The sequence below is a fragment of the Bradyrhizobium sp. USDA 4486 genome (assembly GCF_054057995.1).
Map to the genome: position 1 here is coordinate 2497708 of NZ_JBSRZV010000001.1, position 25797 is coordinate 2523504.

At 65.1% G+C, this 25797-nt stretch carries 24 protein-coding genes; 11 read left to right on the plus strand and 13 right to left on the minus strand.

What is annotated here, in order from left to right; translation table 11 throughout:
* Nucleotides 1–34 precede the first annotated feature (34 nt).
* A complete protein-coding gene (aat, locus tag ACVWY3_RS12255) occupies nt 35–715 on the plus strand; it encodes a leucyl/phenylalanyl-tRNA--protein transferase (protein WP_456838672.1) in 681 nt (226 codons plus the stop codon).
* A 188-nt stretch (nt 716–903) separates the two neighbouring features.
* On the opposite strand, the gene ACVWY3_RS12260 is transcribed toward aat, so the two are convergent.
* Nucleotides 904–1959: a DUF2155 domain-containing protein gene (locus tag ACVWY3_RS12260; protein ID WP_456838673.1), complete on the minus strand. Its 1056-nt coding sequence runs from the start codon at nt 1957–1959 to the stop codon at nt 904–906.
* Between the two features lie 294 nt (nt 1960–2253).
* On the opposite strand from ACVWY3_RS12260, the gene ACVWY3_RS12265 reads away from it, so the two are divergent.
* Nucleotides 2254–3261 carry a Na+-dependent transporter gene (locus ACVWY3_RS12265; RefSeq protein ID WP_456838674.1) on the plus strand — a complete coding sequence of 336 codons (1008 nt, stop codon included), beginning with the start codon at nt 2254–2256 and terminating at the stop codon, nt 3259–3261.
* Between the two features lie 114 nt (nt 3262–3375).
* On the opposite strand, the gene ACVWY3_RS12270 is transcribed toward ACVWY3_RS12265, so the two are convergent.
* Nucleotides 3376–4314: a GlxA family transcriptional regulator gene (locus ACVWY3_RS12270; RefSeq protein WP_456838675.1), complete on the minus strand. Its 939-nt coding sequence runs from the start codon at nt 4312–4314 to the stop codon at nt 3376–3378.
* A gap of 94 nt (nt 4315–4408) precedes the next feature.
* Here ACVWY3_RS12270 and ACVWY3_RS12275 point away from each other — a divergent pair, with 94 nt between their 5' ends.
* Complete coding sequence (locus ACVWY3_RS12275) at nt 4409–5095, plus strand: DJ-1/PfpI family protein (RefSeq protein ID WP_456838676.1); 687 nt, start codon at nt 4409–4411, stop codon at nt 5093–5095.
* 425 nt (nt 5096–5520) lie between these two features.
* On the opposite strand, the gene ACVWY3_RS12280 is transcribed toward ACVWY3_RS12275, so the two are convergent.
* On the minus strand, nt 5521–5928 hold the full coding sequence (locus ACVWY3_RS12280; protein WP_027557785.1) for an NADH:ubiquinone oxidoreductase subunit NDUFA12: 408 nt from the start codon (nt 5926–5928) through the stop codon (nt 5521–5523).
* Nucleotides 5929–6178: 250 nt separating this feature from the next.
* Between ACVWY3_RS12280 and ACVWY3_RS12285 the strand changes: the two genes are divergently transcribed.
* Nucleotides 6179–6829: a BA14K family protein gene (locus ACVWY3_RS12285; protein ID WP_456838677.1), complete on the plus strand. Its 651-nt coding sequence runs from the start codon at nt 6179–6181 to the stop codon at nt 6827–6829.
* Between the two features lie 40 nt (nt 6830–6869).
* Here the strand turns inward: ACVWY3_RS12285 and ACVWY3_RS12290 are convergent, their stop codons facing one another.
* From ACVWY3_RS12290 to ACVWY3_RS12300, 3 genes are all read right to left on the minus strand, one after another.
* A complete protein-coding gene (locus ACVWY3_RS12290; protein WP_456838678.1) occupies nt 6870–7082 on the minus strand; it encodes a hypothetical protein in 213 nt (70 codons plus the stop codon).
* An 18-nt stretch (nt 7083–7100) separates the two neighbouring features.
* Nucleotides 7101–7412, minus strand: a complete 312-nt coding sequence (locus ACVWY3_RS12295; protein WP_456838679.1) for a hypothetical protein — start codon at nt 7410–7412, stop codon at nt 7101–7103.
* A 105-nt stretch (nt 7413–7517) separates the two neighbouring features.
* Nucleotides 7518–8657 carry a helix-turn-helix transcriptional regulator gene (locus ACVWY3_RS12300; RefSeq protein WP_456838680.1) on the minus strand — a complete coding sequence of 380 codons (1140 nt, stop codon included), beginning with the start codon at nt 8655–8657 and terminating at the stop codon, nt 7518–7520.
* A 464-nt stretch (nt 8658–9121) separates the two neighbouring features.
* Here ACVWY3_RS12300 and ACVWY3_RS12305 point away from each other — a divergent pair, with 464 nt between their 5' ends.
* The 3 genes from ACVWY3_RS12305 (at nt 9122) to ACVWY3_RS12315 (ending at nt 13039) form a co-directional block, all read left to right on the plus strand.
* Nucleotides 9122–10114: a hypothetical protein gene (locus ACVWY3_RS12305; RefSeq protein WP_456838681.1), complete on the plus strand. Its 993-nt coding sequence runs from the start codon at nt 9122–9124 to the stop codon at nt 10112–10114.
* A 274-nt stretch (nt 10115–10388) separates the two neighbouring features.
* Complete coding sequence (locus tag ACVWY3_RS12310) at nt 10389–10802, plus strand: response regulator (RefSeq protein WP_456838682.1); 414 nt, start codon at nt 10389–10391, stop codon at nt 10800–10802.
* Nucleotides 10799–13039: a CHASE3 domain-containing protein gene (locus ACVWY3_RS12315; RefSeq protein WP_456838683.1), complete on the plus strand. Its 2241-nt coding sequence runs from the start codon at nt 10799–10801 to the stop codon at nt 13037–13039. The genes ACVWY3_RS12310 and ACVWY3_RS12315 overlap by 4 nt, the downstream gene beginning before the upstream one ends.
* 51 nt (nt 13040–13090) lie before the next feature.
* Here ACVWY3_RS12315 and ACVWY3_RS12320 read toward each other — a convergent pair whose 3' ends face one another.
* On the minus strand, nt 13091–13987 hold the full coding sequence (locus tag ACVWY3_RS12320; RefSeq protein ID WP_456838684.1) for a DMT family transporter: 897 nt from the start codon (nt 13985–13987) through the stop codon (nt 13091–13093).
* A 770-nt stretch (nt 13988–14757) separates the two neighbouring features.
* Here ACVWY3_RS12320 and ACVWY3_RS12325 point away from each other — a divergent pair.
* Nucleotides 14758–18528 carry a vitamin B12-dependent ribonucleotide reductase gene (locus ACVWY3_RS12325; protein WP_456838685.1) on the plus strand — a complete coding sequence of 1257 codons (3771 nt, stop codon included), beginning with the start codon at nt 14758–14760 and terminating at the stop codon, nt 18526–18528.
* Between the two features lie 984 nt (nt 18529–19512).
* Nucleotides 19513–20028, plus strand: a complete 516-nt coding sequence (locus ACVWY3_RS12330; protein ID WP_456838686.1) for a chromosome partitioning protein ParB — start codon at nt 19513–19515, stop codon at nt 20026–20028.
* Between the two features lie 25 nt (nt 20029–20053).
* On the opposite strand, the gene ACVWY3_RS12335 is transcribed toward ACVWY3_RS12330, so the two are convergent.
* The 4 genes from ACVWY3_RS12335 to ACVWY3_RS12350 are packed head-to-tail and all read right to left on the minus strand — an operon-like array spanning nt 20054 to nt 22085.
* Complete coding sequence (locus ACVWY3_RS12335; RefSeq protein ID WP_456843575.1) at nt 20054–20569, minus strand: hypothetical protein; 516 nt, start codon at nt 20567–20569, stop codon at nt 20054–20056.
* Entirely contained in the window at nt 20466–20756 is a 291-nt protein-coding gene (locus ACVWY3_RS12340; protein ID WP_456838687.1) for a nucleotidyl transferase AbiEii/AbiGii toxin family protein, read from the minus strand. The genes ACVWY3_RS12335 and ACVWY3_RS12340 overlap by 104 nt, the downstream gene beginning before the upstream one ends.
* A complete protein-coding gene (locus ACVWY3_RS12345; RefSeq protein WP_456843576.1) occupies nt 20680–21069 on the minus strand; it encodes a hypothetical protein in 390 nt (129 codons plus the stop codon). Before ACVWY3_RS12345 ends, ACVWY3_RS12340 begins: the two co-directional genes overlap by 77 nt.
* 5 nt (nt 21070–21074) lie before the next feature.
* Nucleotides 21075–22085 carry an acyl-CoA desaturase gene (locus tag ACVWY3_RS12350; RefSeq protein WP_456838688.1) on the minus strand — a complete coding sequence of 337 codons (1011 nt, stop codon included), beginning with the start codon at nt 22083–22085 and terminating at the stop codon, nt 21075–21077.
* Between the two features lie 243 nt (nt 22086–22328).
* Here ACVWY3_RS12350 and ACVWY3_RS12355 point away from each other — a divergent pair, with 243 nt between their 5' ends.
* Together ACVWY3_RS12355 and ACVWY3_RS12360 are read left to right on the plus strand one after the other, a co-directional pair.
* Nucleotides 22329–22925, plus strand: a complete 597-nt coding sequence (locus ACVWY3_RS12355) for a phasin family protein (RefSeq protein WP_456838689.1) — start codon at nt 22329–22331, stop codon at nt 22923–22925.
* Between the two features lie 386 nt (nt 22926–23311).
* On the plus strand, nt 23312–24454 hold the full coding sequence (locus ACVWY3_RS12360; protein WP_456843345.1) for a hypothetical protein: 1143 nt from the start codon (nt 23312–23314) through the stop codon (nt 24452–24454).
* Nucleotides 24455–24820: 366 nt separating this feature from the next.
* Here the strand turns inward: ACVWY3_RS12360 and ACVWY3_RS12365 are convergent, their stop codons facing one another.
* Both ACVWY3_RS12365 and ACVWY3_RS12370 read right to left on the minus strand, forming a co-directional pair.
* Complete coding sequence (locus tag ACVWY3_RS12365) at nt 24821–25102, minus strand: hypothetical protein (RefSeq protein WP_456838690.1); 282 nt, start codon at nt 25100–25102, stop codon at nt 24821–24823.
* 157 nt (nt 25103–25259) lie between these two features.
* On the minus strand, nt 25260–25796 hold the full coding sequence (locus ACVWY3_RS12370; RefSeq protein WP_456838691.1) for a helix-turn-helix domain-containing protein: 537 nt from the start codon (nt 25794–25796) through the stop codon (nt 25260–25262).
* Nucleotide 25797 lies beyond the last annotated feature (1 nt).

Genomic DNA, 25797 nt, shown 5'->3' on the forward strand with positions numbered 1-25797 from the left:
CGCAACCGAATTGCGATCCTGCTATTGTTGGCTCATGACTTCGCGCGACTCCGCCTCGTCTGAAATCACGCCGGCCGTGCTGCTGCGCGCCTATGCCTGCGGCATCTTTCCGATGGCGGAAAGTGCCGACGATCCGACCCTGTTCTGGGTCGAGCCGGAATTGCGCGGCGTCATCCCGCTCGACGGCTTCCGCGTCGCCTCGCGCCTTGCGCGCACCGTGCGCTCGGATGCGTTTCGCGTCACCGTCAACACCGCGTTCAAGGCGACTATCGCCGGCTGCGCCGCGCCGCAGGCGGGCCGCGAGGACACCTGGATCAACAAGCGCATCCGCGACCTCTATGGCGGCCTCTACGAGCTCGGCCATTGCCATAGCGTCGAGGCCTGGCAAGGCGACGAGCTCGTCGGGGGTCTCTACGGCGTCAGCTTGGGGCGCGCCTTCTTCGGCGAGAGCATGTTCCACACCGCGCGCGACGCCTCGAAAGTCGCGCTGGTGCATCTGGTGGCCCGGCTGATCCATGGCGGTTTCGAGCTGCTCGACACGCAATATGTCACCGAGCATCTGAAGAGCTTTGGCGCGGTCGAGATCTCGCGGCGCCGCTACACCGGCCTGCTCGACAAGGCGCTCGCCGGCGAGCCCGGCGACTTTCTGAGGCTCTCCGCGGGTGAGGCGATCCCCGGCGCGCGCGCGCTCGAGATCATCGCCTCGCGGCACTAAAGCATGATCCGGAAAAGTGCGAAGCGGTTTTCCGGAAAGATCATGCGTAAACAACAACCTCAAGCGCGATGACGATTCATCCAAATCTCATCGCGCTTTAGCCGATCGAGGCCAGCGCCGGACGCTTTACCTCTCCCGAAGAGAGAGGTGCACCACGATCAGCCAGCCGAACCCAATTGCCTAAGGGCCTAGCGGCCGAACCCGGGGATACCGAACAGGCCCGGCCGTTGCTCCGGCGGCGGAGGCGGTGGCGGCGCCGGTTGCTGCTGCGGCGGTGGCGGCAGAGGCTGCGGCGGACGCTGCTGCACCGCCTGTTTTGGCGCGGCCTTCTTTTGCGCAGGCGGCGGCGGTGGCGGAGCCGGCTTGCTCGCGGGATCGGGCGCCGCGGTCGCGATGGTCTGCTGCGGCTCTTTGCAATCGGTCAGCCAGATATCGTAGATCGGATGCTCGACGCCGTGCAGGCCGGGGCTTGCCGCGTACATCCAGCCTGAGAAGATACGCTTCACCTCGCCCTGCAAGGTGATCTCGTCGACCTCGACGAAGGCGTCGGTGTTGGCCGCTTCCGTCGCCGGCCGCGTGTAGCAGGCGTCGGTCTTGACCCTGAGCGCGCCGAACTGGACGGTCTCGCCGATATCCTCGTCGAAATTGATGATGCGGCCGGTGATCTTGTCGAGGCCAGAGAAGGTCGCCTTCTTGTTCACGATCTTCTGGGCTGGCGGCTCGGTCACGACCTCGTCGCCCGGCTGCAGGCTCGCCGGCGTCTGCGGCACGGCACCACCGGGCCCGCCCTTCTGCTGCGGCTGGCGCTGACCGGGCGCAGCCGGAGCGGCTCCCGGCGCATTGGGCGGCGCGACCGCCACGGACGGCGGCTGGTTCGGCGGGGCGACGGTGGAGCCCGGCGGCGGCGCCAGCGGCTGGCTCTCGACCGGCCCGGGCAAGGCATTGCCCTGGATGTTGCCTTGCCGACCCGGCGGTGGCGGCATCGGACGCGAGGGCAGCACGCGGCCCCGCGGCGGCAGCTCGGGTACCTCTTCGTCGTCGTCGGGGATCTGGGGCTGCGGCTGGCCACGCGGAATGCTGCCCGGCGGCCGCGGCGGCGGATCGGAGAAGATCGTGCCGATCTGCGCCTGCGTGGGGGGCGCAACCGTCAGCGCGATAACGGCCAGCAGCGCCGCAAGGCCTGTCAGGGTAAAGGTTTTGAACATCTCGCGCGGCTTCAACAGCGAATCGGGCTTGTTGGACATTCTACAGGGGATACCGCCGCTCGCAGGCCACCGGGTTAACACGCCGAATACGGCGGGGAAAGGGCGGCATCCCTGCCCTGTCCGCCGCCCGCTGGCCAGACCCGCCACCGGATGGGATAGTTCGGTCGCCTCTCCCCGGGGCCGAGGCGCGCAATCCCCGATACCGACGTTCAACCAGAAACCCCTGAGACTGCTCTCATGCCCGTCGTACTCGATCCCGATGCCGTCGTCGTCTACAGGGCCTCGGCGCGTGGCTGAAGGCGTTGGGATGACAGTTCCGTAGCAACGACGCCGATGCCATCCTCCGTCAAGACTCTCCTCGCCGTCCCCCTACACGCACTCACCTGGCTTGGCAGCCAGGGCACGCGTGCGGTGGCCGCCGTCGTCTTCATCGCGGCGGCAGTGCCGCCGATTGGAGCGCTGCTGCGGCCCTACGTCACCGAGGCGATCTTCGTTCTGCTCTGCATCTCCTTCACGCGGGTCGACCTTGCCGCGCTGTACAGCCATCTGCGACGGCCCGCGCTGGTCGCGACCGCCACGGCCTGGACCACGATCGGCGTGCCATTGATCGTCGGGCTGATCGCCCATGCAACCGGGCTGACCGCGCGCGCGCCCGACCTTTCGCTCGCCTTGATGCTCCAGAGCATGGCCTCGCCGATGATGGCTTCGCCGGCCCTCGCCGCGCTGATGGGTCTCGATGCCACGCTCGTGCTGATCACGCTGGTGACCTCCACCGCACTCGTGCCCTTCACGGCCTCACTGTTCGCCGGCCTCTTTCTCGGCGACATGCTCAGCATCTCGCCGCTCACGCTGGGCCTGAAGCTGCTCGGCATCCTCACAGCATCGCTGCTGGCGGCCACCGTCATCCGATGGGGCTTCGGCGCGGAGGCGATCCAGCGTCACAAGAAGCCGATCGACGGCTTCAACATCATCATCCTCTGGATCTTCGCAACAGCCGTGATGGGCGGTGTCGTGAGCGACTTCCTGGCGCAACCCGTGTTCACGATCAGCCTCGCAGCTCTGTCCTTCGCGATCTACTTCGCGCTACTCGCCGTCACCACGCTGCTGTTCCGCCGCATCGGCTATGAGCGCGCGCTGGCCCTCGGGCTGATGGTGTCACAGCGCAACCTTGGCCTGATCCTGGCGGCGACCGCTGGCGCCCTGCCGCCCGCCACCTGGCTCTATTTCGCAATGACGCAGTTTCCGATTCATCTAGCGCCGTACATGCTGATGCCGATCGCGCGTCGATTGACGGCGCGCGGAGATGCATCCGGGGCGACGGCGGCTGGCAGCACGACGTAGAACACGTCGTGGCCTCGTAGCCGGCTTCGAGGCCCTGTAGAAATAGCGATGTCTCGTTGCTGTACTCCATCCCGCTCATCGTCGCCTCCACGCTCGCGTGCCGGGCGAGGCTTCCTACCCCGCCCGCGCCGCGCGCCGCAGCGCCTGCGGCGGCTGGCCGAAGGCGCGGATGAAGGCGCGCCGCATGCGCTCGGGATCGCGGAAACCGGTGACCTCCGCGACGAGCTCGATCGCCTCGCGCGAGGACTGCACGCGTTCGCGCGCGACCTCGAGCCGCAAGCGCTCGATCGCCTTTGACGGCGTCGTGCCGGTCTCGGCGGCAAACGCGCGGGCGAAATGCCGCACGCTCATTCCGGCGCGATCGGCGAGATCTTCCACGGTCAGCGGCGCGTCGAGGTTTTCGCGCGCCCACGACAACAGCGGGCCGAAGCGGCCGTTCGGCGCCTTCAGTTCCAGCAGCGAGGAGAATTGCGACTGGCCGCCGCTGCGGCGATGGTAGAGCACGAGCTGGCGCGCGGCCTGCTGCGCGATCTCCTCGCCATGGTCCTCGCTGACCATCGCGAGCGCGAGATCGATGCCGGCGCTGATCCCCGCCGAGGTCCAGACGTTGCCGTCGCGGGTGAAGATCTGGTCCGGCTCGAACTTCACCTTCGGGTAGCGCGCAACGAATTCGCGCGTGCGGCCCCAATGCGTGGTGGCGCGGCGGCCGTCGAGCAGCCCCGCCTCGGCCAGCACGAAGGCGCCCGAGCAGACGCTCGCGACGCGAACGCCGCGCCTGGCCAGCCGCTGCACGAAGGCGCGCGTGACCTCGCAGCGCGCGGCCTCGCTGACGCCGGCGCCGCCCGCGATGATCAGCGTCGTGATCGCACTCACCGACTTGAAGTCGCGCGCCATCATCTCGACGCCGGATGAACTGCGCACGGGTCCGGCATTGAGCGCGAGCACGCGGAGCGCGAGCGGCTTGCCGGCGCAGCGCGATGCGACCTCGAACGCCGAGATCGGGCCGGCCGCATCGAGCAGCTGGAAGTCGGGGAAGATCAGGATGCCGATCATGGCCATGTCCGAAAGCGAGGGAAATACGGCATTTTGGACAGAAGGGCATCATGAGACGCTGCGTCCGTCAAGCTCATCCTTGGAGGACCCGCCCATGTCGTCACCGCTCCAGATAGGTCTGGTGGTGTTTCCACGCGTCACCCAGCTCGACTTCACCGGTCCCCTGCAAGTGTTTGCCAACGTACCGGGCGCAAAGCTGCACCTGATCTGGAAGCGGATCGAGCCGGTGCCGAGCGATTCCGTGCTGACGCTGACGCCGACCACGACTTTCGCCGACTGCCCGCAGCTCGACGTGCTCTGCGTGCCGGGCGGCGGTGGCACCAACGATCTGCTCGACGACGAGGAGGTGCTGGATTTCCTGCGCAGGCAGGCCGCGGGCGCCAAATACGTCACCTCGGTCTGCACCGGAGCGCTGGCGCTCGGCGCGGCCGGCCTGTTGAAGGGCTATCGCGCCGCGACCCACTGGAGCGCGATGGAGATGCTCAGCCAGTTCGGCGCAACCCCGACCCGCACACGCGTCTGCATCGATCGCAATCGCATCACTGGCGGCGGCGTGACCGCGGGCATCGATTTCGCACTGACGCTGGTGTCGATCCTGCGCGACCGCGCCACGGCGGAAGCCATCCAGCTCCAGATCGAGTACAATCCGGCCCCGCCGTTCAACTCAGGCTCGCCCGACACCGCGCCGGCCGAGGTGCTGGCGTTGTTGAAGGAGCGCGGCGCGCAAAACCAGGCGCGGCGGCTAGAGGCGGTGAAGCGCGCCGCTGCACGCGTGATGTAAGCCCTGCTCTCGTGTCCCGGACGCGCTGCAACGCGTAAGCGTTGCTGCGCAAAGCCGGGACCCAGAAAGCCACAAAACGAGATCGCTCCAGGAGAAAAAGGCCGCCCGGTTTTCCCAGGCGGCCTTTCCTTTCTTACGGCGGCGCACATTCACATCGGGCGATTTCGGAACTTCCAGACCGGGGGCCTATCTCCCGATCGAGTCCTTACTCGGCGGCCGCTGCATCTCGGGACAGTCGCGAACTGTTGCCCGAACCGAACGCGATGGTCTCCCATCTCCGTAAGATGGGAATCATTGAGCCGCATCGCCCGCTCCGGCGCAACGCCGGCGCAAGCGGCATCCCCGCTGTTCCCATTGTCCACAGCGACGCGAGCGGATGCCGATGCATCCGCCTCCATGATGAAGATTCGCGTCGGGGCTGGCGGTTAGCCGGGGGTCCAGGGCTGGTAGTCGCCGGTCGCTTTGGGCCGGCGGCCGCTGGCGAGCGTCGAGCCCGAGGGCCGGTAGGCCTTGGCCGTGCCGGTCAGATTCGGCTGGTGCGGCTTTTCCCACTCGCGCGGCTGGTAGTTGGTCGCGGTCGGCGGGGTGTCGACGACGTGATGGATCCAGCCGTGCCAGGACGGCGGGATGCGGCTCGCCTCTGCGTAGCCATTATAGATCACCCACCGCCGCTCGAAGCCCAGCGTCGGATCGATCGCCCCGCCGCGGGTGCGATAGTAGCGGTTGCCCTGCTCGTCCTCACCGACCAGCTCGCCGTACCGGCTGGTCCAGAGCTGGGTGCCAAAGGTCTGGCCATTCCACCAGGTGAAGAACTTCAGAAGGAATTGTTTCATGCGGCAAGGGCCCTGCTTCGTGGGGCCCTGATGCCATCCGGACGCCGAAATGTCCAGTTCGGCCGGCGCGGCCATGCCCTCCACTAATGCGGGGTGCTCCGGACTGCGGGCCGGTCGCAAATCGGTCGCGATCCGTTCATCCCAGGTACAGCGGCGAGGTGAGACGCTCGGCGAGCACACGCAAACCAGCGTGATCCCAGGAACCAGCGCTGTTTCATCGGGTTGGCTTTTCCGGGAAAGGAGTTTGATCATGAACAGTCTGAAGGTTTTGAGTGCCGCCGCGGCAGTCGCGTTGATGCTTCCGTTGGCGAGCCCGAGCTTTGCTCAGGGCCGTTCCGCCGCTGGCGGTGGCGGAGGAGCCCATTTCGGCGGTGGCGGCGGCGCCCATTTTGGTGGCGGCGGCGGAGGCGCTCACTTCGGTGGTGGTGCTGGCCCCCACATGGGCGGCGGCAGCTTCGCCGCTGGCCCCCGGATCGGCGGCGGTGGCGCCAGTTTCGCGGGCGGCGCAGCCATGCGCCCGAGCGCCGGCGTTGCCATGCGTCCAACCACAGGAGCGACGTTTAGCGGCGGCGGCCGTCCGGTCGCAGCGGCGGGCGGCAACTGGCAGGGCGGCGGCGGCAATTGGAGCGGTCACCGCTGGCATCATCGGGGCGGCGGCTTCTGGCCCGGCTTTGCGGCCGGCGCCGCCATCGGCGGCCTCGGCTCCTACGCGTATTACGGCGGCGGCTATTACGATGACCCCTATTACTACGGCGACACCTATTACGATGAGCCGTCAGTTGCGGTCGTGCCCGACACCGGCGGCGACGCCGCCGCGTATTGCGCACAGCGCTACAGGTCTTACGACCCGGCCTCGGGCACGTATCTCGGCTATGACGGCGAGCGCCATCCCTGCCCGTAAGGCGGCCTGAACAACGCGATGAGTGGGCGGCGCCGGTGAACTACCGGCGCCGCTGACGCGTTTCCGACGCATCCTCGCACTTCGCCAGCTTGCGGTAGAGCTCTAGCCAGCGCCGCTCGCGCACCGTCAACGGCTCGCCTTCGAACGACCACGCCGGACGTCCGATTTCGTCGAGCGGAGCCGTGGCATCGAGGCACTCGAACTCCACAATTTCATCCGCTGTCAGCCGTCCGGCAGCCGGCGCGTCCGGCATCACGCCAGGTCCGCTGCATCACGCGATCTCCGACCGGCGCGGCAAATAGCGGCTCGAATGGGCGACATCAGGACGCGGATCGCCGCCGCGCGGATTCTCTTTGCCCTCTCGCAGCGCGCCGATCAGCCTGACAATGTTCACCGGGATGAGCGCGCCATGGAGAATGGCGATCGGCGCGAGATGAAGCGCGCAAGCATAGGTCAGGAATGCGACATTGCTGCAGAGCGCGACGAGCCTCAACGGGACCATGCGGCGCATGTAGAAGGTCAGGAACACCAGCGACGAGGCGATGTAGCCAGCCACTTCCACCCACCGCACGGCAGACCTCACTTGCGATTCCATCCGGCCGCGTCGGCTGCGAGCGGCCCGGACCTGGTTGGAAACAAAATCTAGCGGATGGCCGCATCGGCCGTCATCACCCGGCCGGGTGAGACATCATTGTGCCTGATCCACCTCGCCGATCCGGACCGTGCCCACCGCCGTGATCAGGCCGGCAAGCTCGCCCTGGCGGCCGGTCGCGGTCTTGGCGAAGACGCGGCGCAGATGCGTCTTGATGGTGTTGGGCGACAGCTTCAGCGATTGCGCGGTCTCCAGGATCGTGTGACCGGACGAAGCCGCGAGCGCCACCCGCGCCTCGGCGTGCGTCAGGCCATAGGCATCCATGATCTGCCCGAGCGGGATCGATCGCCGGTTGGCGGGATCGACGATGAACAGCAGCACGGCGGCATCCTTGATGCCGGCATCCGAGAGCCGCCCGAGATCCTTGCTTCTGATGGGCGTGACCAGAATGGCCAGAAGCTCTCCGTCGATATCGCGCGGCAGGCTCATCGTTCCGCCGGCGGCACCCTTGAGCGCGCGGCGGATCAGCTCGCCCAGCCGCTGCGAATGCGCCGGCGAACGAGTCGTGACCGATTGATGCAGCCGCAGCACGCCCTCCTCGGCCATGCGGCGGGCCGCACCATTGGCGAACAGTACCCGCGCCTTGCGGTCGAGCACGGTGACGCCATCGGCAAGCCGGTCGAGGATATTGAAGGTTGCCTGCTGCATGGCGAGGTAGCCATCCATCCGGAATCCAAGCGCCACCGACCGGCACAGATGCGGCGACAGCCATTCCAAAAGCCGCTGCTCGTCCGGATCGAACGGGCCATGCCGCGCGCTGCGGCACATGTTGAAGGCGGCACGAAAATCCTCGCGCGCCGCGAGCGCCATCATTCCGTTGTGCGCGATCTGCTGCGGCCGTAACACCTCGTCGTAGAAGCCGGATGCCTGGAGCTCCCGCAGCGAGATGGCTTCGTCGGACAGCACCAGCCGGCCGACCTGCTGGGTCTCCATGTAGCGCGACCACGGATTCTGCATATGCCGCTCCTGATAGGCGCGGTTGCACTCCTCGCTGAGGCGGCCGTTGAAATCGAAATAGATCCGCTCCGCGGTAAGGGACTGGCCGAACAATATGCCGCCCTGGCTGCGGGTCAGATCGGCAATCGCCGTGAGCACATGCGGCCAAAGATCGTTCTCGGCCGCCGCGTCATAGATGAGGTCGAGGACCTTCTCGATCCTGTCGCTGGAATGATTCATCGCGCTCCCGCCCGAGCCGACCAACAACTATCGATTGTATGAACAACCTAAGGACGCATTATGATGATACCGCGACTAACATCCTGCCGCCTCACCCTATCGGGTGATGGCCGCGTTCAATGACCTCACAATTCCGGTTCCAGCCTCCTTTCGCCTTCAGATCGCGTGGCCCGCAGCACGCGCTGCGGTGCCCTTCATCTGGGTAAATCGATCAGTCAGACATAACTGCGCCGCGCCTCCCGCCGGAAATTTGCGATGGCAAATCGGGCGCCGCATCGATACCGATCGGATGATCTCGGCCTGCAACCCTCGTCGTATTCCGATCGTGAACCCATCATCCGGCGAGCAAGGCGATCACAACGATCGCGTAGATCGCGCACGAGCAGCGCGCTCAGCGCCGATATGTCGAGCGATCCTCCTCATTCAAGCCTTGCACATCCTTCGACGAACGCAATCCATGAAGCGTGAGTTTCGTCATCGTCGAACCTCCCACACCCGCATGCAGGCATGCATCCGCCTGCGATCGAGGCCTCCGGCAAGCCCCGACCGGGATCGCGCTTGGGCAATACCTCAAGCCGAGATCGCGCGTCATCATCCAGGCGGGTGATGGCCCGCCGCGAGCAAGCAGGCTGCCTCCGACCCAGATCCTCCGCCGGCTGCCCGAGGAGCCGTCTGCGATCTTCCGCGAGCACTACGCCTGGAATCCATGGACCGTCGCGGTCACCAAAGTGCCCTTCGGCAAGGCGGTCAGCGCCAACTCCCTGGTCGAGCCCGGCTCGATCCGGAGGACCGCGTTCTATGCCGACGTGCTGGCGCCTTACGGGCACGAGGACATCCTGGACATCAACTACAAGGGCTTCGCCGTCGACGGCAGCGTCGGCGGCTTTGGATTCTGCCTCTCGCGGCGCGGCACCGATCAGGTAGAGCAGCGCGTCCGTCTGCTCGACCAGCTGAGCCCGCATCTCTGCCGCGCCCTCGATGCCTCACTCCTGCTCGCCGGCCGCGCGGACGGACAGCGGCAATTGTCCGCGGTCCTCGATTTGATGCCCAATGCCGCCATGCTGCTGGACCGCCGCGGCCGCATCGTCCTGACCAACAGGGCCGCAGACGATTTGCTGCGAAGATCGGACGGCATCGTGTTCGACGCCGACGGCGGCCTCCAGCTCGCCTGCGCATTGCCCGGCGAACGACAGGCCCTGTCGCGCGCGCTGATGGATGCGCTCGTCGTCGCCTCGGGCATCGGCACCTCGCTCTCGGAGCCGGTGCGCGTCAGCCGCCCCTCCGGCGCGGCGCCGCTGCTGGTGGTGGCCGTCCCGCTGCCGCGGCCCTCGCTTCCCTTCCTGGAGCTGGCGGCGCATGCCCGCGTGATGGTCGTGATCGTCGATCCCGCAGCGAAATCGCGCACCACTCTGGCAGCCATTCAGGCGGCCTACGATCTCACTGCGGCGGAAGCATGATCCCGAAAATTGCGGAGCGGTTTTCCGGAAAGATCATGCTCAAACAACAACCTCAAGCGCGATGATCCCAATCTCGTTGTGCTTTAGCGAGCTTTGCCTCGATTTTTCATCGAACTGCCGGGATTGAACGGCGTAATCGCCGCTGCGGGCATAGCAGCGGGAACCTCATGCACCACGCCGTGCATATCGACATCGCTCCAATCCAAAATTGACCCGACCCACGATTCGCGGATATCACAAATCCCATGGGGACTTCGATTTGCTGGGAAGTGTCATGCCGCGTATCCTCGTGGTAGATGACGATCCGATGGTCGGCGCGACCATCGAGGTCCTCCTCCAACGTCAGGGCTTCGACGTCACACTGGCTGACGGCGGCGAGACGGGACTGGCCGCCCTTGAAGCGCAGGCCTATGACGTGATGCTGGTCGACATCTTCATGCCGCATATGCGCGGCTTCGAATCCATCCGCATCTTTCATGAGCGCGCGCCGTCCGTGCCGCTGATCGCGATGTCCGGCTACGCCTTCGCATCGTCCGCCTCGCCCTCGCCCGATTTCCTCCGCATGGCGCTGGAGCTCGGCGCGACGCGCTGCCTGCGCAAGCCGTTCACGCCCGACGCGCTGCTGACCGCGGTCCGGGAATGCCTCGGCGAGGCGGCGTTGCCGAAGGACCAGAAAGAAGCACCTTGATCCCAACGCAACGCGTCATTCTCGGTGCTGGACTCGCCATTCTCCTGATCATCACCGCCGCCTCGATCGCCCTCGACGTCAAGTCGCGGTCCGATACCACCTGGGTCAATCACACCGTCCAGGTGCTGAAGAAGATCTCCGATCTACGCGTGCTGCTGCGCCGCGCCGAGAGCGCCGCGCGCGGCTTCGAGATCTACCGCAACCAGGCCTTCAGCGATGAGTTCGAGGCCGCCCACGCCCAGATCGCGCCGGCGCTCGCGAGCCTCAAGCGCGACGTGCGCGACAATCCGGACCAGGTCGCGCTGCTGGAGGGCACAGAGCCGCTGGCGCTGCGCCGAATGGAGATTGCCGCCGCGGCGATGCGCTTGCGCGCCGCGAACGACGAGGCCGGCATTGCCGCGCTCCAGGGCAAGGCCGAGGGCCGCGGCCTCATGGACACCGTGATGGGCAATCTCGACCAGCTGAGCGCGGAGGAAGAACGGCTGCTGACCGCACGCTCCCAGGATTCGCGCCGCACCGGCATCGTGCTGCTCGGCATCGACGTCGCCGGCGCGCTGGTGATCCTGCTGCTGGTGCTCATGGTGATGCGCGAGAGCCACCGCACCCAGAGCGCGCTCAAGAGCACGCTCGAGGAAGCCACCGCCGCCAACGAGCAGCTCGAGGCCGCGGTCGCCGAGCGCACCGAGCATCTGGTCGCCGCGCATGACGAGCTGCGCCTGTCGGTCAACGTGCTCCAGAGCACCTTTCGCAGCATGGCGGAGGCGGTGCTGGTCATCGACACCGAGGGCAACGTCCTTTTGTCCAATCCCGCGGCCGAACGCATACTGCTGCACCGGACCGGGATGAACCTGAGCAATCTGCTGGCGCTGTCAGATGTGTTTCATGGCGACGGCGTCACACCGCTGAAGGCCGACGAGCTGCCGTCCAAGCGGGTGCTGCGCGGCGAGCAGTTCGAGGCCATGGAGATGATCGTCCGCCCGCACAGCGGCAATCCTGCGCGCCACCTCATGATCAGCGGCCGGCCGATGCTGGACGGGCAAGGCGACATTTCCGGCGCGGTGCTGGTCTATCACGACGCGACCACCACGCGCGACACCGAGCGGCAGCTGCACCAATCGCAGAAGCTGGATGCGATCGGCAAGCTGACCGGCGGCGTCGCCCACGACTTCAACAACATGCTGACCGTGATCTCCGGCAACACCGAGACGCTGGTGGCGAGCCTGAAGCAGCAGCCGGAGCTGCAGCGCGTGGCGCGCCTGATCGACGATGCCGCCGAGCGCTGCGCCGAGCTGATCCAGCACCTGCTCGCCTTCGCGCGCAAGCAGCCGCTGCAGCCGCGCAACGTCGAGATCAATGCGGCGATCACCGACATCGCAAAGCTCTTGCGCCCGACGCTCGGCGAGCAGATCCAGATCGAGACCGTGCTGGAACGGGGACCGATGACGGCGCATATCGATCCGTCCCGGCTCACCAATGCCGTGCTCAACATGGCGATCAACGCCCGCGACGCGATGCCGAACGGCGGCAAGCTGCTGCTGGAGACCCGCCGGGTCGTGCTGGACGAGGCCTATGCGCAGGCCAACGCCGAGGTGGTGCCCGGCCCCTACGTGATGCTCGCGGTCAGCGACACCGGCACCGGCATGTCGACCGACATCCAGCAGAAGGCGTTCGAGCCGTTCTTCACCACCAAGGAGGTCGGCAAGGGCTCGGGCCTCGGCCTCTCCATGGTGTACGGCTTCGTCAAGCAGTCGGGCGGGCACATCAAGATCTACAGCGAGCCAGGCCACGGCACCACGATCAAGCTCTATCTGCCGCCGGGCGAAGGCGCGAGCGAGACGGCCGCCGCCACAGCTCCGCAAGCCGAAGGCGGCGCCGAGACCATTCTGGTCGTCGAGGACGATCCGCTGGTGCGCAACTTCGTCACCGCGCAATTGCAGAGCCTCGGCTATAAGACGGTCGCCGCTGCGGACAGCAAGGCCGCGCTGGAATTGATCGAGGCCGGCCAGGAATTCGACCTCCTCTTCACCGACGTCGTCATTCCCGGCGGCATGAGCGGGCGCGAGCTCGCCGAGAAGGTGGCAGCGCTCCGCCCCGGCCTGAAGGTGCTCTACACCTCCGGCTACACCGACAACGCCATCGTGCATCACGGCAAGTTGGATGACGGCGTGCTGCTGCTGACAAAGCCCTATCGGCGCAATCAGCTGGCGGCGATGATCAGGAAGGCGCTGGGAGCATGATCCGGAAAAGTGTGCAGCGGTTTCCGACAGGATCATGCTCAAACGAAAAGCCTAACGCGTCGCCAGCATCACCGCGGCCAGCGTGAACACCAGTCCCGCGATCTGCCCTGCCCCGAGCGGCTCGCCGAGCGCGATCGCAGACGCCACGACACCGATGACCGGCACCGCCATGGTGCCGATCGCAGCGACGGAGGCCGGCAATCGCGACAGCGCGGCGAACCAGCTGACATAGGCGATGCAGAACTGCACCACGGTCGAATAGAGCAGCAGCCACCAGCCGACCGGCGTCACCTTGTCCAGATGCGAGGTCTCGACCAGCAGCCCGATGACCGAGATCGGCAGGCAGCCGATCCCGATCTGCCAGGCCGCGGCGGTGATCGGCGGCAGGTGGATCGGGTATCTCTTCGAGAAGACCGTGCCGACGGCAAAGCCGAGCGCGCCCGCGAGCGCCATGATGATGCCGGGCAGCTTCTCCGCGCTCGCGGCAATGCCGTTGCCGCCCATGATCGAGGCCAGCCCGGCAAAGGCCATCACCAGCCCCAACGTGCGCAGCAATGTCGGCCGCTCGCCCAGCACCGGCCAGGCGATGATCGAGGCCCAGACCGGCATGGTGTAGGCGATCAGCGCCGCTTCGCTCGCCGGCAGCCAGAGCAGCGCGAGGCCCATCAGCACCATCCAGCCGGTGACGTTGAGGACGGCGGCGGTCAAGAGGCGCGGCCAGATCGCAGGGTCGACCTTTAGGCTCTGCCGGCGGATCACCGCCAGCGCGGCCAGCAGCAGCGCGCCCAGCACGCCGGTCACCCCGCGCAGGGTCAGCGGCGGCAGCTCGGCGAGGAGGAATTTCGTCACCGGCCAATTGAAGCCCCAGCCGATCGAGGTGATCGCGAGGAACATCAGGCCGGCCGGGGCGATACGCGGCCGCGTATCCCGGCGAGTCGAATCAAGCATGTGGGCAGTCCGGCAAAATCGAGGTCAGCTTGACCCGGATTCGCCCCCTCCACCACCACCTCGGCGGGCATGCCTGCCCTCATCTTCCGTAAGGGTACGTGAGTCCTGCTGACGCAATCCCGTTGCCCAGAAATATACCTGCCCTGTGAACAGCGGGATGAAGGGTCCGCATCGTCACGGGAGACAAATTTTTTCGGTTGGGAATCCCTGAGGACTCACTGATACTTGGCTCCAGAACAGGCGCGGGCTTGCCCCCTGTTATCCCCCGCAATCCACCATATTTAGTATTTGATTCAGGAACTCGCACTAGTTCTTGACGGGCGCAACGGAGAGTCCTAGCTTTCGGTCCGTTCGGCGCGAGTGAGTTTGCGTCCCGCCGGCACTCCCCCAAAGGGTCTCGCAAATCTTAGCTCCGCCAGCCGGCCAAAGGCTGCGGGATGAGGGCTTGTCTGCCCTCAAGAAGCGGACTTTTCGGGCGCCAGAACGGGCCGGCAAAAGGCTCGGATGGCATCGGTTGAAGAAGTGACGTTGTGGGGCGTTGAACACATGTCGGGCTCATCCCGTTGGGGCGGATGTGTCTGGACATGCCGGCGGGATGATCGATGCACGCATCGAGCCATCGCGCAGGGAGAAACTGGGCCGGACTCCACCGGCTGAACTGCGAAGCCTTTGGGCCGGTGGCCCTGTGAGGAAGCGCGAGAGAGAAATGACGACCCGGCCCGCTTCCAACGAGGAGCGGATCCGGTCAAAGATAAGGACGGGGCAAGACAATGCGAATTGAGCGGCGCCACACCACTTCGGGACAGTCACCTTATGCCGGGATCGATTTCCGGCTGACCACGTCGGAGATTCGCAATCCCGACGGCTCGGTCGTGTTCAAGCTGGATAACGTCGAGGTGCCGACCGAGTGGTCGCAGGTCGCCTCCGACGTGCTGGCCCAGAAATACTTCCGCAAGGCGGGCGTTGCCGCGCGCCTGAAGAAGGTCGAGGAGGAGTCCGTCCCCTCTTTCCTGTGGCGCTCCGTGCCCGACACCGAGGCTCTCGCAGCTCTCCCCGAGAAAGAGCGCTATGTCAGCGAGCTCAGCGCCAAGCAGGTGTTCGATCGCCTCGCCGGCTGCTGGACCTATTGGGGCTGGAAGGGCGGCTATTTCAGCTCCGACGAGGACGCCCAGGCGTTCTATGACGAACTCCGCTACATGCTCGCCATGCAGATGGTCGCGCCGAATTCGCCGCAATGGTTCAACACCGGTCTGCACTGGGCCTATGGCATCGACGGCCCCGGCCAGGGCCACTATTACGTCGACCCCTTCACCGGCAAGCTGACCAAGTCCAAGTCGGCCTATGAGCATCCGCAGCCGCACGCCTGCTTCATCCAGGGCGTCGGTGACGATCTCGTCAACGAGGGCGGCATCATGGACCTCTGGGTCCGCGAGGCCCGCCTGTTCAAATACGGCTCCGGCACCGGCTCGAACTTCTCCCGCCTGCGCGGCGAAGGCGAGAAACTCTCGGGCGGCGGCCGCTCGAGCGGCCTGATGAGCTTCCTCAAGATCGGCGACCGCGCCGCCGGCGCGATCAAGTCGGGCGGCACCACGCGCCGCGCGGCCAAGATGGTCGTCGTCGACGTCGATCACCCCGATATCGAGACCTATATCGACTGGAAGGTGAAGGAGGAGCAGAAGGTCGCTGCCCTCGTCACTGGCTCCAAGATCAACCAGAAGCACCTCAAGGCGGTGCTCAAGGCCTGCGTGAACTGCGAAGGCTCGGGCGACGATTGCTTCGATCCCGAGAAGAACCCTGCGCTCCGCCGCGAGATCAAGCTCGCGCGCCGCAGCCTCGTGCCTGACAATTACATCAAGCGCGTCATCCAGTTTGCCAAGCAAGGCTACAAGGACATCCAGTTCGACACCTACGACACCGACTGGGATAGCGAAGCCTATCTCACCGTCTCGGGCCAGAACTCCAACAACTCGGTCTCGCTGAAGGACGATTTTCTCCGCGCCGTGGAAACGGACGGTGACTGGAATCTCAACGCCCGCACCTCCAAGAAGGTGACGAAGACGCTGAAGGCGCGCGACCTCTGGGAAAAGATCGGCTACGCCGCCTGGGCGTCGGCCGACCCGGGCCTGCACTTCAACACCACCATGAACGACTGGCACACCTGCAAGGCGTCCGGCGACATCCGCGCATCCAATCCGTGCTCGGAATACATGTTCCTGGACGACACGGCGTGCAACCTGGCGTCCGCGAACCTGCTGACGTTCTACAACACGACGACCAAGCAGTTCGACGTCGCCGGCTACGAGCATCTCTGCCGGCTCTGGACCATCGTGCTCGAGATCTCGGTCATGATGGCGCAATTCCCCTCGCGCGCGATCGCCGAGCTCTCCTACGAGTTCCGCACGCTGGGTCTCGGCTACGCCAATATCGGCGGCCTGCTGATGACCATGGGTCTATCGTATGACAGCAAGGAAGGCCGTGCGCTCTGCGGCGCGCTGACTGCGGTGATGACCGGCATCACCTACAAGACCTCGGCGGAGATGGCGGCGGAGCTCGGCACCTTCCCGGGCTACAAGAAGAACGCCCAGCACATGCTGCGCGTCATCCGCAATCACCGCCGCGCCGCCCATGGCGAGGCTTCCGGCTACGAGGCGCTCTCCGTCAACCCGGTGCCGCTCGACCACGCCTCCTGCCCGCAACAAGACCTGGTCGCGCATGCCAAGGCGGCCTGGGATGCGGCGCTCGAGCTCGGCGAGAAGCACGGCTATCGCAACGCCCAGACCACGGTGATCGCGCCGACCGGCACGATCGGCCTCGTCATGGATTGCGACACCACCGGCATCGAGCCCGACTTCGCCCTGGTGAAGTTCAAGAAGCTCGCCGGCGGCGGCTACTTCAAGATCATCAACCGTGCGGTGCCGTCTGCACTGCGCGCGCTCGGCTATCGCGAGAGCGAGATCGCGGAGATCGAAGCCTACGCCGTCGGCCACGGCTCGCTCTCCAACTCGCCCGGCATCAACGCCTCGACGCTCAAGGCCAAAGGCTTCACCGATGAAGCCATCGCCAAGGTCGAGAAGGCCCTGCCGACCGCCTTCGACATCAAGTTCGCCTTCAACAAGTGGACCTTTGGCGAAGACTTCATCCGCGACCAGCTCGGCATCGGTGCCGAGGCGATCGCGGCCCCCGGCTTCGACCTGCTCCAGGCCGTCGGCTTCACCAAGCGCGAGATCGAGGCCGCCAACGTCCACATCTGCGGCGCGATGACGGTGGAAGGTGCCCCGCACCTCAAGGCCGAGCACTATCCGGTGTTCGACTGCGCCAATCCCTGCGGCAAGATCGGCAAGCGCTACCTGTCGGTCGAGAGCCACATCCGCATGATGGCGGCGGCGCAGCCCTTCATCTCGGGTGCGATCTCCAAGACCATCAACATGCCGAATGACGCCACGGTGGAGGACTGCAAGTCCGCCTACATGCTGTCGTGGAAGCTGGCGCTGAAGGCCAACGCGCTCTATCGCGACGGCTCCAAGCTCAGCCAGCCGCTCAACGCGCAGCTCATCAGCGACGATGAGGACGAAGACGACGCGGTCGATCATCTCTACGAGAAGCCGATGGCCGCACGCGCGACCCAGGTCTCGGAGAAGATCGTCGAGAAGCTGGTCGAGCGCATCATCGTGATGCGCGAGCGCGAGAAGATGCCTGACCGACGCAAGGGCTACACCCAGAAGGCGGTCGTCGGCGGCCACAAGGTCTATCTCCGTACCGGCGAGTATGACGACGGCCGTCTCGGCGAGATCTTCATCGACATGCACAAGGAAGGCGCAGCGCTCCGCTCCTTCATCAACAATTTTGCGATCGCGGTCTCCCTCGGTCTGCAATACGGCGTGCCGCTGGACGAGTATGTCGACGCCTTCACCTTCACCCGTTTCGAGCCGGCGGGCCCCGTGCAGGGCAACGACAGCATCAAATACGCGACCTCGATCCTCGACTACGTCTTCCGCGAGCTGGCGGTGAGCTACCTCTCTCGCTTCGACCTCGCCCACGTCGATCCCAACGAGACGGGCTTTGACGCGCTCGGCAAGGGCGTCGAGGAAGGCAAGGAGCCGGACGAGGACGGCGGCCACCACGCCACCAAGCTGGTGTCGCGCGGCCTCACCCGCTCGCGGACCGACAACCTCGTCGTGATGCGCGGCGGCAGCGCCGCGGTCACGCAAGGCAACGACAGCGCGCCATCCGGCGGCAGCCGCGTCACGGCGCTCGCCGCGCACGGCACCTCCGCCCGCGCCGGCGACGCCATCGAAGGCGCCGTCGCCCTGAAGCAGGAAGCCAGCCACGACCTCTCGCCAACCGAGAAGCTCGAGGCGCTGCAGTGGAGCAAGGCCGGCAGTACCGCGTCCGCCGCCCCAACCAAGGCCGAGCGCCGCGCCGAAGCCAAGGCCAAGGGCTACGAGGGCGAGATGTGCAGCGAGTGCGGCAACTTCACGCTGGTGCGGAATGGGACCTGCATGAAGTGCGATACGTGCGGAAGCACGACGGGGTGTTCGTGAGGCCATAGAACGTCTCGAGGATCATCGTTAGATCCGGACACACGCAAAGGGCGGCCGAAAGGGCCGCCCTTCTCATTTCAGCAACTTCATCCGCTTAATGCGTCGGGCCACCCGCTCCTCACGGCTCATCATTGGCCACCGCATTGCTGCGTGCCCGTCTCGCAGCTCGCTTCGCCGCTTTCCTCGCAACCCAGCGCGCGCGAAACTGCTTCGCGGCGCGAAAGGTGCGTGGTGCCACGACCTGGAATGCCATTGAGGCTATTCCGGCGACCATTCCTTTCACCACGTCGAAAGCGAAATCGGGTCCAAAATGCTCCCACACGACCCTGCCTCCTTCTCGCGAAGGCTCCGCCGGGCGGAATGGGTAGCTTGCGAACATGAAAAAGCCCCGTCCGTCGCCGGCGGGGCCTCGGGAAAATCTCTGGGCGCCTTGTTCAGCGCACGCGAAATCTCTCGGTACACCCGCTCATGGTGGACTCGATGAACCAGCTGCAAAGCATGGCCGTGCGATGAAAAACGCCCATAGCGATCACCCAGAAATTTCGAAATGCGAAGGCGCCAGATGCACAATGCCAAACGCGCGCACGAGATGCCGGTTGGCGGCAGATAAACAGACTGAACGGCCGCCGTCTGTGGACCAATTCACAATTGCGGTATGACTTTTTTTGGGCGCACAGCAATTAGCACGCAAGGTGGGTTAGCGTAGCCTAACCCATCTCTCATTCCCCGCGCGGACAAGCCGCGGTGGATTGCCCCCTCGGCAAGACTTACCGAACGCAAAATACGATCTCGGCATCAGCGAACCCATCTACCTCACTAATCCCACGGCCGCGGCGGAGTTACGGTGCCACTAAATCGGTTCCGGCTCCGACGCTCATCAATACCCAACCGTCGAAATTGCCTTTGCGGTCGAGCCCTTCCCCCCTAAACTCCAGACATCACCGGCATGGGTTCCGACGGGCCCGGTAGAAGCGGAGTCAAGTTATGCCCAAACCGGAAAGCTTCCCGATCGAGAAGATCTTCGTTCCCGCGAAGCAGATGAAGGCGATCAGGCCCGAGATCGTCGGGGAGATTGCGGAAAGCATTCTGGACATCGGACAACAGGCCCCCATTTCCGTTCGGCTCGACGGAGACCGCCTCGTTCTGGTCGAGGGACTGCATCGGCTCGAAGCCTGCAAGGCGCTTGGTGAGACAACCATTCTCGGCGTCCTGGTTCCGGCCGAGCTTGCTCACCACAAGCCGCTGCTGTCCGAACGCCCCGAAATCGAGGCAGAGCGCATCAAGATGGCGCGCTTGAAACAGCTGCGCCTCGAGAAGGAAGCCGCGGAGGCATCGATTGCTGAATTGAAGGGCGTCGGCGCAAAGGAAGCGACGCGCACCCGTCCGACGAAAGGCATCCGCGACAATCCGAAGGCATCACCGGGCCGGACTGCAAGATCGAAACCGAAAACATTGTCGGACTGGATCACGCAGCAAAAGAGCAGCGGCGGCCGCTATTGATTGTCGCACTATGGTGACAGCGCACTCAACGCCCTGACCTGGCTCTGCCGTCAGGAATCAAAGCGCGAACCTCCATCAATGCCTCCAACGCAATTTCACAAGCCTCGTCGATGAATTCCTCCCCACGCGAAGTCGCGTTGATTAGACTTCTCATCTCCGCCTGATATTGGCTCTTCGCGAGGTTCACCCGGTTCAACGCAGACGAGACGACGTGCTGAGTGATGGCCGGAGATCGCGCGATCTCGCCCAGCGCCGAACGATCATGCAAATAGATCGCGGCCAGATCGAAGGCGTCGCGCGCCGTGTAGGTCGACGCGCGATAGACCAGTTTCTTGGTCGCGATTTCCGCAGACCGCTCCGCCGCAATCGTGCGCTCGCCAAATCTCAGGTCATAGGTCGGATTGGCGGTGTATGACGGGGCGTTGAGGAAATCGATCTCACCTACGTCGCGCAGGGTGAGCTTCGGGTACTTGCCCGGCCATTGCCAGCCATCGCAGAGCGACTTCGTGACCGGGTTCATGTTCGGTGCGAGGTTCTTCAAGGCGGTACTTGAAAAGGAAGATATCGACGTCGTAGCTGATCCGGTGAGCCAGAATCTGCGCCAGCGCGGTGCCGCCGCCGAACGTCCAAGGTCCGGCGCCGCCCTCCCGACTATCGAGGGCGACCAGCGCCTTCTGCAGGAGATCTTCCCACCGCGAGGGCAGCCATCTCCCTGACCCATCTTTCATTCTCGGACTCCGTGACCTGCCAGGCCTCGATTGCCTTCAATAACTCGTCGAACGTCACGATATGATCAACGACGAGATTGTGGATGACTGAGACATCGACCTCGTCGAACAACGCTTGCACGTACACGCGCCATTTTCGCTCGGAGATCTCCCCCTTCAGACAGGCCAGCAGCGTGCCTTCGTCGATGGCGGCAGGCATCGGCGTGTTGATCGTCGTTACAGCCGCGGTCAGGTTCTCGAACGCATCTTTCGTCATCCCCGCAATATGGGCGCATTCGGAGAAAGTCTCAACCGCCGCCAGCCGTAGGGGCAAGGCCGCTAGCGGCTGCTCGCCGCGTCGGTCTCCTTGGGCGCCGGTCCCGGCTCGCGAGGTCCATCCGGCCGGGCCTTCTGACGCGCGCCCGCCATGAAAATATCCTGCACCAGCCCGAGCTTTCCCAGCCCCAGAATGATCAGGCCGTTGATGTCCAGCTCGTACCACGCATGCGAGAGATACGCATCGCGCGGGAACCGGTGGTGGTTGTTGTGCAGGCCTTCGCCGAAGGTGAGGATCGTGGTGACGAGCTCATTGGTGGTGCCGTCATTGGTATCGAAGCGGCGGTAGCCCCAGCGGCCGTCGCTGTGGCAGACCGAGTTGACCAGCGAGGTGGCCATGGTCATGACGTAGCTGCGGAACAGGCCTGAGAACAGGACGCAGCCGATCATCGTGCGCATGCCACTGAGCGCGAAGCCGAGGGCGGCGGGGATGATCAGCGCCGACAGCGCGTACCAGTACCAGCGTGTCCTCGTGAAGAACATCGCGATCGGGTCGGCCAGGATGTCCCTGGCGTAGTATTCGGCATCGGTGGTCTCCTTGTCCCACACCCAGCCACCCTGCGCGTGGCCCATCCCCTTTGCAAAACTCTCGATGCGGTTGCCGGAGCCATCATAGTAGGGGCTGTGGACGTCGCCGGGCCGGTCGGAGTGGAGATGGTGCCGGCGATGGTTGCTCACCCATTTCAGGATCGAGCCCTGCACCGCCATCGTGGCGATCGCAGCGAGGATCGTGCGCATCACCGGACCGCAGCGGTAGCTGCGATGCACGAAGTAGCGATGCATGAAGCCGATGCCCATCGTGGTCAGCACGAACATGCCGGCGAAGACCGAGATCTCCACCCAGCCGATGCCATAAATGACGGTCCAGAGCAGCGCCCCGATCGAGCCTCCGATCATGAGCGCGAACGAGATGTAGGAATCGCGAAATTTTGCATCGACCACGGGGCCTTCGAGCAGCACGCCCGCCGGCATTTTCGCCTCCGCGCCCTGCTCCACGCTCTCGACTATGGTCATTTCAGGCTCACTTCCAGAACACTTCTGCAACGTAGGGTACAGACGCGAATAATTTCTAGCAAGAACCCGATCGGCCGCGCGACCTGCGCTTCGCGCCGTCGCGCGGCTAACCGGCCCCACGCACTGCCGGCTCCGGCCAAATCTCATCACATCGCCGCCACGCAAGTGACAACCCGCAATCGCGATTTCAGCGCAAACGCGACGGAGGCTTGCGGCTTCAGCGATATTCAGGAGCCATTTGCAATGTTGAGTACGGTAGAAAATAAGCCAACGGGAAAATCCGGCCGGCGCGGCGGCAAGAAAAAGGCCGGGCAACGGACCGGGGCCGGGGAGCACCACGCAACCCCGGCGCATCCATTGCCGGATGCCTCGGCGGAGATCAGCCAAGAGAACAAAGAAGAGAACAAGGAAGAGAACAAGCAAGAGAACGGGCCAGAGACCAAGCAAGAGGTCGAGACGAGCCGGCTGATCGGTGAGCAGGTTCCCTCGACTGCAACCCTGCCGCCCGGGATAGAGATCGCGGCAAGCGCGCCCGTCACACCAAGGGACCCCTCTCAGGCCGGCACGCAGGCGATTGCCGATGCCTATGGCGATTACGTCAGGACGTCGCTTGAGCACGCCTGGACCTTCCTGGGACAGCTCGCGACGGCGCGCTCACCCATCGAGGCCATCGAGCTTCAGATGGCGTACGCGAAACAGGCGTGCGAGGCCTTCGTCGCCAAGTCCCAAGAGATCGCCGAGCTGCATGAACAAATGAACAGACAAAGGGCCATGCATTTTGAGGGGTTCGTGGCCAGGCTCACCCAGACGACGCTCGAAATCCGCGCCACACGTCACTAAAGCATGGACCCGGAGGGCCGCCTTAGCGCAAAGCGCGAAGCGGCTTTCCGGAAAGATCATGCGCAAACAACAACCTGAAGCGCGATGACGATTCCTGATCTCGTCGCGCTTTAACGGCGGCCGCGTATCCCGCGCCGCGTGGCCGGAAGCCCTTAGGGGTAGAACACTTGCGAAACCCATCGTGCGATCATCGACATTGATGGGCTTCGCTCCGCTCGGCTCAACCTACGAACTGCGCTTGCGCGGTCGCGGAGCTAACCCACGCTGCGCTCACTCTGCCCGCTCCCCGGGTCCGCCATAATTTTTCCTTGCACACGCGTTGTGTCGGACCGCGGCGAGACCTATCCTTGCAGCGATCGGACCGCCTCCCATTGACGCCCGACCGGATGGAGAGCGCATCGGTGCCTGAGACGAACGACCCCAAACCCGAGACCGACAAGCCTGATAACGCCAAGCTTGACGCCGCCAAGCCTGATGCTGCCAAGCCTGATGCTGCCAAGCCTGATGCTGCCAAGCCTGATGCTGCCAAGCCTGATGCTGCCAAGCCGGACGAGGCGCGCGTCGACGGCGGGCTGGCGCGGGCCTATGACCGGATCAAGAGCGCAGAGCAAGACCTTGCTCGGCTGGACCGGCTGGTTTCCGGAATGGAACGCAACAGCGAAAGCCCGCCCGTTTCGCACGCCAGCGCCGCTGCGACGGCAGCCGCTGGTCCCGCAAGCAAGGCGCCGACACCGGCTGCCAAGGGTCCAAATGACAGGCTTCGCGATCAGGGCCTGAAGGGAGACCGGACCATGATGCGCGCCTTGGTTGGCCTCGTGCTGGTGATCGGCCTTCTCGGTGCGGCCTTCGCTTCGCAATATCGCGATGAGGCCAAGTCGATCGGCAAGTCGATCAGCAAGTCGATCATGGCACGATTGGGTCCGCCCGCCGCGAGCACACAATCGCAAGCCTCCGCCGTGGACAGTCCGGCGCAGCCGCCGGCCATGCTGCTGGCCGCGGCGGATGAGACGAGCCCGGCGCCCGCGCCGCCGGTCGCCAAGAACTCCGAAGCCGACGATACGCAAGCTAAGGATACGCAAGCCAAGGACACGCAAGCCAAGGACACGGAAAGCAGACCAAAGCCTGGCGCAGCGGCGCCTGAGGCGTCATCGTCCGATCTCGCGCAATCGCTCAGGGCCATCACGAGCGAGCTTGCGAACATCAACGGCAAGCTCGAGCAACTGAAAAGCCGCAACGAGCAGACCCTGCGCGAGCAGGCCGACACCATTCAACAGCTCAAGGCGGCGCAGGAGAAGGATGCGGCGGACAATGCGCGCCTCGCCGCGCAGGTCCAGGCGCTGCAAACGCAGCTGACGGCGTCATCGGCCTCCGCAGCCGCAAAGCCCGTCGTGCGCAGTGTGAACAACGATACGGCTGCGCGTGCCCGGCCCCATGTACCAGACGCTGCGCCCCGGCGGCCCAGGCCGCCGCGAGGTCCCTGGATGCCTCCGCCTTATATGGACCCCTATTACGGCGATCCCGATTGGTGAGCTCACAAGGCAGGCTACCCTGCCGCAGCAGGGCTATCGCATATGCGGATAATGCTGCAGGTTGGATGTGCCTTGTGAGCAGCCGATCGCACCACAAACTCGTCATGCCCGGGCATAGCCGTCCGCAAGGACGGCGTCGCTTCGCTCGCCTATGTCCCGGGCATCCACGTCTTGTTTTGCAGGAGTGAAGACGTGGATGGCCGGGACAAGCCCGGCCATGACGATGTGGAAACGGTAGCACCAAAAATCTCATCGTTTTCATATGCGATTGCCCTGACTGCCGCAGGGTGAGCAAAGGCGAACCTCTTCGAGCTACGGCGGACAGGTCGCTTTGACCACCCTTACCAGAGCTACGCGAGCCGGGTGCTACCACCAATACGGCCAGCGCCATCCCTCATAACGAACATATGACGGCACCAGCGGTGGGCCATAGGGATCGACACGGTCGTCTTCAGGGCGATAACGATAGCGCGGAACGACATAGTAATCCCACGGCGTCGGCCGGAGCACAGGCGCGGTGACGATGAGCCTCTCTTGTGGTGCCCGGACCACGACAGCCTTTCGCGTCCGGGCTTCCGCACCTGACGTTGCCAGGCTGCACAGCACCACGGCGGTTCCGAGCGCACACGCGAGGGTCATTTTCTTCATGCGTTGGTCTCCTTCGCGACGAAGAGTGCTCAAGGATGCAAAGCAAGGCAAGCTATTTCGCTGTTCGATTTGCCTGATTGACCGCTGCGACTCCGCCGATGCCGGCCGCCGCGCACACTCAGCTCGATGTGAGCCGAGACGGATACGTCGTCAACGCCTACGCCGCGTCGGCGTCCTCGGGCGCAGGCCCTGCCACGAGCCCGTCGAGGCCGACCATCAGCAAATCGGCGATGTGCATCAGCTGGTAGAGCGGAATGTCCGCCTCGCCCATCTCGGCCCGCGCCACGAAGGCGGGCGCAACGCCGATGCGCTCGGCGAGCTGGGCTTCGGTGTAGCCGCGGCTCTCGCGCGCGGCTTTCACACGCGCGCCGATGCCGAGCCGGTGCCGCGACTGCTCGTCCGCAGTCATCATGGCGGCCTGCTCCTCCGGGCTCGCATAGCCGTCCGCGAACGCGGTGCCGATCAGCCGCTCCTTGCGCCAGGCGAGCCGGCAGGCTTTGCGCAGTCCGCTCGAGAAGATCACCGAAAACTGCTCCGGCACCCAGGCCGAGCTGTTGAGCTGGAGGCGCGCGCCGGTGCCGGAGACATCGCGGATCGTGCAGGGCACGCTGATGCCGCTGCCGGCGCCGTTGTCGAACTCGACAATGCCGGTCCGCAGCGTGTGATGCCTGACTGCGGCGCGATGATCGCCCATG